A 5,283-nucleotide genomic window follows, 5' to 3' on the forward strand; every position below is an offset into this window, starting at 1 on the left:
ATTTCTTACCAGGTGCGGTAACGAAAGACGCCGCCGACGATGGTGGCCGCGATGCCCACATCCAGCAGCTCGTCGGCGGGGGCGGCGAACAGGTCGCGGTCGAAGATGGTCAGGTCGGCCAGCTTACCGGGAGCGATACTGCCCTGGCGCACTTCCTGGCCGGCGGTGATGGCCGCGGCGCGGGTGAAGGCGTGGATCGTCTCGGCCATCGTCAGGCGTTGCTCCGGGTACCAGCCGCCGGGGCCAGGGCGGCCGTCGGCGCGGCGGCGTGTCACGGCGGCGTGGATGCCCGGCAGCGGATCGATGCGCTCCACCGGCGCGTCGGAGCCGAAGACGAGCGTCGCCCCACTGTCGAGCATCGTCCGCCAGGCGTAGCTGAGTCGGGCGCGCTCGCCCCAGTAGCGGTCGGCCATGTCCATGTCCGATGTGGCGTGGATGGGCTGCATGGAGGCGATGATCCCCAGTTGGGCCAGCCGGCCCGTGTCGGCGGGATGCAGCACCTGAACGTGCTCGATACGGTGGCGCAGCCGCGGGCCGGAGCGGCCCGCTTCTTCCTCGCGCAGCAGGGCATATACATCCAGCACGTCGTGGTTGGCCCGGTCGCCGATGGCGTGGACAGTGACGCTCAGACCCCCGGCGCTGGCCTCGCGGGCCTTTTCCAGCATCTCCTCCTTGTCGGTCACAACGATGCCCAGGTTGTCCGGCTCGCCCTCATAGGGCGCGATCATCGCCGCCGTTTTGGAGCCAAGCGCCCCGTCGGCGAAGATCTTGACCCCGCCGATGCGCAGCCAGTCGTCGCCGAAGCCGGAACGCAGGCCGACGCCCAGGGCGTGCTCCAGCCGGTAGACGGGCACGTTCTTCACGACGCGCAGCCCTAACTCGCCCGCCTCGCGCAAGACCTGGAGCGCCCGGAAGCAGTCGCGGCCGTCGAAGTCGTGCAGGCCGGTCAGGCCGGCCGACCAGCAGTACGCCTGCGCCTGGCGCATGGCCTCGACCAGTTCGGCCGTCGTCGGCCGCGGGATCCGCGCCGCCACCAGATCAATGGCCTCCTCGAACAGGATGCCCGTCGGCGCGCCGTCCGGCCCGCGCTGAATCTGGCCGCCGGGCGGGTCGGGCGTGGCCGCACCGACGCCGCCCAGCCGCAGCGCCGCCGTGTTGACCCAGGCCGCGTGGCCGCTCTTGTGCGACAGGAAAACGGGCCGGTCGGGGAGGATAGCGTCGAGGTCGGCCGCCGTCGGAAAGGCGCGGTCGGGCCAGGCGTCCTGCGACCAGCCCCGGCCGCGCAGCCAGCCCATCTCGCCGCGCCGCTCCGCGACAAAGGCGCGCACGCGATCCAGCGCCGCCGCGCGGGTGGGCGCGCCGTCCAGGTCAACGTTCTGGAGGCTGAGGGCGAAGTGCTGGAAGTGAACGTGAGCATCGACCAGGCCGGGCGTGACGCACCGGCCGTCGAGATCGATCCACTCGTCGTCGCTAGTCAGCAGCTCTCGTAACTCGTCGCCGCCGACGGCCCAAATCCGGCCGTCGCGGATGGCGATGGCGGTGGCCGTGGGGTGGGCCGGGTCCATAGTGTAGATGTGTCCGTTGGTCAGGATAAGCGAAGCAGTCACGTCATTTACCTATAATGTAAGAGGAACACGGAGGGACACGGAGATCACACAGAGTTCCACAGAGGAAGAGTGTTTCTTTCTCTGTGGAACTCTGTGGCCGCCCTCTGTGTCACTCTGTGTTCCTCTTCTTAGTCAACTCAAAACCGCGACAAGTCTATCGCGCAGCAGTTCTTCGAGGAAAGGTGTCACGCCCCAGTACGCTTTCATGGCCCGATACTCGGCGACCAGGGAGGGCAGGGCGGGAGCGCCGGTGTGGACGGCGCGGATCATGAGGTTTTTGGGTGTGTGCTCCACGGCCACAAACTCCAGCACCTCCGCCCGGTAACCCAGCAGGCGCAGGATGTGGGCGCGGAAGGCGTCGGTTAGCGTGTCGCCCAGCCGCTCGCGCAGGATGCCGTGGCGCAGCACCGGGCGAAACGGCTCCGGCGTCTCGGCTGCGGCCAGTTGGGCCTGCAGGTGGTGGTGGCAGCAGGGCGCGCTGAAGATGAGCCGGCTGCCCCAGCGGACGGCGCGGGCCAGCGCCTCGTCGGTGGCCGTGTCACAGGCGTGGAGGGCCAGGACAATATCGGCCGGCGCGTCGGCTTCGTAGTCGATGATGCGGGCCGTCTGGAAGCGCATGCCATCCCAGCCCAACCGCTCGGCCGTCGCCCGGTGGCGCTCCAGCAGGTGGGCCTTGGTATCCACGCCGGTCAGCGTCGCCGGGATGCCCCTGACCTCATTGAGATAGTAGTAAGTGGCGAAGGTCAGCGCCGCGCTGCCGCAGCCCAGATCGACTACCCGCACCGGCCGCTCCGTCAACTCCGCCAACTCGCCCGTCTCCTCGATGAGTCGCAGGAACTCGTTGATCTGGCGGAACTTCCGCTGCTGGTCGGCCCGCACGCGGCCGTCGGCGGTCATGACGCCCAGCGCTTGCAGGAAGGGGATCGGCTCGTCTTCCGGCAAGAGTGACGGTTTGGCCCGGTCGTGGGCCAGTTCCAGGGGGATCGTCTGCTCCTGGTGGCGACGCTCGCGGTGGAGGATGGCCCGGCCCTTCTTGCTGAACTGGACGCGCAAGGTCTCGCCGGCGGTGATGGCCTGGATGCTCTTGAAGGGCAGGGCCAGCAACTCATCGAGCTTAGCCCCGGCCTCCTCGCCCCGATAGTTCTTGGCCACCTCCTGCACGCCGTCGAAGTAGGCGAATTGCAGGTGGCGCGCCTGGCGGATCCGCACCGGGCGAATGGCGACGCGCGGCCAGGGCGGGGCCGCGCCGCGTTGCGCGCCCTGGAAAACAGCCTCGACCAGGCCGTCTCCCAGAATGGCCTCGCGGAGCAGCGCCATCTCATTTTGTTCGGACATCATACTCTGTGGAACTCTGTGTCCGCCCTCTGTGTGTCTCTGTGTTCCTCTTCTCGGCTACTCTTCAGTGAGCATGAAGCTATTCACCCCACTCCAACACCTCATCGCCAATGTGGACTGTGTCGCCAACCTTGACGCCTGCCTTGGTCAGCGCGGCGGTAATGCCCATCCTCTGCAGCACTGTCTGAAAGCGCATCAACGAGTCGTCGAACTCGAAGTAGGTCATGGCCGCCACGCGCTCAATCTCCTTGCCGGAGACGCGCCAGACGTTGCCGCCCTCGCGCTTGATGGTGAACTGCCGTTCGTCGGCCTTGGGACGGATGACCACCGGCTCATGCTCGGCCGGCAGCGGGCGCGCGGCCGGCGCGGCGTCGAGCATGCGCTTGACCTCGTAGAGCATGGGGCGCACGCCCTCGCCGGTGACGGCCGAGATGCTCATGAACGGATGGCCGGCCTTGGCGATCTCCTCGCGGATGAGCGGCTCCAGCGACTTCACGTCGGGCAGATCGATCTTGTTGAGGACGACGAGCTGCGGCTTGGCCGCCAACGTCGGGTTATAAAGGGCCAACTCCTCGTTGATCATCGCCCAATCCTGGAGCGGGTCCTCGGCCATGCCGTCGAGCAGGTGGATGAGGACGCGCGTGCGCTCGATGTGGCGCAAAAAGTCGTGGCCCAGACCGACGCCGGCCGATGCGCCCTCGATCAGGCCGGGGATATCGGCCAGCACCATCGTCTCGTACCCTTGCAGTTCGACCACGCCCAGATTAGGCTGGAGGGTAGTGAACGGGTAGTCGCCGATCTTTGGCCGCGCGGCGCTGACAACCGATAGCAAGGTTGACTTGCCGGCGTTGGGCACGCCGACGATGCCCACGTCGGCGATGAGCTTGAGTTCCAGCGCCAGCCACAGCTCCTCGCCCGGCTCGCCCCGTTCGGCGACGCGCGGGGCCTGATCGCGGCTGTTGGCGAAGTGGATGTTGCCCCGACCGCCACGCCCACCGGCCAGAATGACGACCTCCTGGCCGGTCTCGGTCAGGTCGGCCAGCACGTCGCCCGTCTCGGCGTTGCGGATGATAGTGCCGACAGGCGCTTCCAGCCGCAAGTCCGCGCCGCCCGCGCCGGTCATGCGCTGGACAGTCCCGTGCACACCGTTGCCGGCCCGATAGTGCTTGTTGTGCTGGAAGGTGACCAGGCTGTTCAGGTGGGGAGAGGCGACGAAGATAACGTCGCCACCCCGGCCGCCGTCGCCGCCGTCTGGGCCGCCCTGGCGCACGTACTTTTCCCGGCGAAAACTGATCATTCCATCGCCGCCGTCGCCGCTGCGGACGTGGATTTTGGCTTCATCGTAAAACATGGGTTACCTGAATCAAGAGGTACACAGAGTTACACGAAGGGCAGACACAGAGTTCCACAGAGAGAAGACTCTCTGTGGAACTCTGTGCGATCTTTGTGCCTCTCTGTTCCTCTTCGCTTCTTCTTAAAACGCCAAATCAGCGTCTTTCTTCCTGATTGAGCAATTGTTGCAAGGTGGCCAGGCGCGGGTCGATCTCCTCTTCCACGCAGTCGCAGTCGCCGTAGTTCAGATTCGCGCCGCACTCCTGGCATAGCCCCAGGCAATCCGGCCGGCACAATACCTTGATGGGCACGCCGAGCAGACTCAGCTCGCGCACCAGCGGACCCAGATCGATCATACCGTCTTCCCCGACAAATGGTTCGCCTGGAGGCGCATTGTGGGGCGGGTAATAGAACAACTCGTCGAGCGAGATGTCAACCGGAACGATCGTCTCCTCCAGGCAGCGGACGCACTCCATACTGAGCGCGCTTTGCAGTTGGCCTTGAATGTAGATGCCTTCGGTGGTGCGGGTGGCCGTGAAGGAGCCCGTTAGCGGGGTCAGGGTCACGTCTTCGCTCAGCTTGATGGTGGGGTAGTCGAGTTCGATGAGGCGGATCGTGCCGAAATCGGCTTCCAGCAGGAAGCCGAAGTTAAACCGCAGACGTGACATTTTCATGTTAAGCCTCCAACTCAGTTAGAGATAGAATGGGAGTATAACATAAGCGCGTCTTTCCGCGCAGTCTGCGGACGAGGGTATCAGCAGTGGTTAACCTTACTGACCGGCGGCTCCTGGTCGCCTCGCACAACAAGGGCAAAGTGGCCGAGTACGCTGACATTCTGAGCGATCTGGCGATTGAGTGGCTGACGCTCGATGAGGCGGGCGTCGCCGAGGACGTGGCCGAGACGGGGGCCACCTTCCGCGACAACGCGATCCTGAAGGCTGTCGCCTACGCGCGGCAGACCGGCCTGCTGACGCTGGCCGACGACTCCGGCCTGGAGGTGGACGCGCTG

Annotated in this window: 5 protein-coding genes; 1 reads left to right on the forward strand and 4 read right to left on the reverse strand. The window is 65.9% G+C overall.

The window, feature by feature from the left end; all coding sequences use genetic code 11:
* Positions 1-5 precede the first annotated feature (5 nt).
* From ACE3UY_RS08960 to ACE3UY_RS08975, 4 genes are all read right to left on the reverse strand, one after another.
* Positions 6-1,607, reverse strand: coding sequence for an amidohydrolase (locus ACE3UY_RS08960; protein WP_374687200.1), 1,602 nt, complete (start codon positions 1,605-1,607; stop codon positions 6-8).
* 132 nt (positions 1,608-1,739) lie between these two features.
* Entirely contained in the window at positions 1,740-2,945 is a 1,206-nt protein-coding gene (locus tag ACE3UY_RS08965) for an SAM-dependent methyltransferase (protein WP_374687201.1), read from the reverse strand.
* Positions 2,946-3,021: 76 nt separating this feature from the next.
* The gene (gene obgE / locus ACE3UY_RS08970; RefSeq protein ID WP_374687202.1) at positions 3,022-4,293 is read right to left on the reverse strand and encodes a GTPase ObgE; all 1,272 of its coding nucleotides are present in this window, start codon (positions 4,291-4,293) and stop codon (positions 3,022-3,024) included.
* A 136-nt stretch (positions 4,294-4,429) separates the two neighbouring features.
* Positions 4,430-4,948, reverse strand: coding sequence for a DUF177 domain-containing protein (locus tag ACE3UY_RS08975; RefSeq protein ID WP_374687203.1), 519 nt, complete (start codon positions 4,946-4,948; stop codon positions 4,430-4,432).
* 86 nt (positions 4,949-5,034) lie between these two features.
* Here ACE3UY_RS08975 and ACE3UY_RS08980 point away from each other — a divergent pair.
* Positions 5,035-5,283 (forward strand): non-canonical purine NTP pyrophosphatase (locus ACE3UY_RS08980; RefSeq protein WP_374687204.1); only part of this gene is annotated, 249 nt, incomplete at its 3' end.

The sequence above is a fragment of the Promineifilum sp. (SeqCode) genome, from assembly GCF_041918635.1.
Lineage (GTDB): Bacteria > Chloroflexota > Anaerolineae > Promineifilales > Promineifilaceae > Promineifilum.